Origin of the sequence: Brachyspira sp. (assembly GCF_050873525.1) — a bacterium.
Classification (GTDB): Bacteria; Spirochaetota; Brachyspiria; order Brachyspirales; family Brachyspiraceae; genus Brachyspira.
This window is the reverse complement of record NZ_JBNMIZ010000352.1, coordinates 1-1,283: the sequence shown is the minus strand read 5'-3', so window position 1 is coordinate 1,283 and position 1,283 is coordinate 1. Positions and strand designations below refer to the sequence as shown.

Below are 1,283 nucleotides of genomic sequence, written 5' to 3'. Positions count from 1 at the left end.
TAATTATTATTATAAAATATAAAATATTAAAAATCAAAGAGGAAAAAATTTGACGCGCTTCACGATAAAAGATATTGGTTTTGACGAATATTTTGAAAAATTAGCTTCGGAAATTCTTAATAATTCTAACGATAAAGATTTGATTCCCGCAAGAGTTATAAGAATCAATAAAAGATATTATACGCTCTTTTCAAATGAGGGCGAATTTCTAGCGAGAGTTAAAGGAAAAATCAGGCATAAATCGGAAGTTCAAAGCGAGCTTCCAATAGTCGGCGATTGGGTTTTGATGCGAAAGTCGGATAATAACGCTTTTATTGATACGATTTTAACGAGAAAAAATATTTTATACAGAAAGGCAAATATTAAAAAAAACGATATTCAGGCGATAGTAAGCAATATCGATTTTGTTTTTATAATTGTCGCTTTAGATAACGAAATGCCAATGTCGGCAATTGCAAGATATTTGTCAATCGCGCATACTTCGGAAATTAAACCGATTATAGCGATTAGCAAAATTGACATTTACGAAAAAAGCGAATACGAAGAATTATTAAAAAATATAAAAGAAAATTATCCTAACGAAATAGCGTTCGGCTACGGAGCGAAATCGGGAGAGAATACGGAAAAATTTTTGGAATATATTAAAAAAAATACTTCTTCGGTTTTTATCGGCGCTTCTGGTTCGGGCAAATCGACAATAATTAATCGTCTGCTAAAAAAAGAAAAAATGAAAACTAAAGAAGTTCGGGAATACGATTTTAAGGGAATGCATACAACGACTCATAGAGAGCTTTTGGTTTTGGAAGGCGGCGGAGCGGTTATCGATACGCCGGGATTAAGAAATTTGGATTTGTGGGAAGACGATAAGGGAATAAAAAAAACTTTCGAGGATTTGGAAGAGATGTCAAAAAACTGCAAATTCAAAAACTGCACTCATCAGCATGAACCCGACTGCCATATTCTCAAACTTGTAGACGAAGGAAAAATTCCTTACGAAAGATACGAAGCTTATATAACTTTACTCAACGAAAATAAAAAACTTCAAAAAACTTCTATAGAAATAAAAAAAGACAGAAAAACCGCGTTAAAAAAAATAATGAAATATAAAAACGATTATAAGAAAATAAATAAAAATCTTAAAAAATAAATTCCGTCATTGCGAAGGCATCGCCTGAAGCAATCCACTTTGTATAGAATTTCTTTAACTTTGGATTACTTCGGCTACGCCTCGTAATGACAAACTATTTTTACCAAAAGAATTTTTAATTAAGAAAAATTATAAC

1 protein-coding gene is annotated in these 1,283 nt (G+C 31.5%); it reads left to right on the top strand.

The window, feature by feature from the left end:
- Positions 1 to 49 precede the first annotated feature (49 nt).
- Positions 50 to 1,147, top strand: a complete 1,098-nt coding sequence (gene rsgA / locus ACR0QS_RS13270) for a ribosome small subunit-dependent GTPase A (RefSeq protein WP_432633928.1) — start codon at positions 50 to 52, stop codon at positions 1,145 to 1,147.
- Positions 1,148 to 1,283 lie beyond the last annotated feature (136 nt).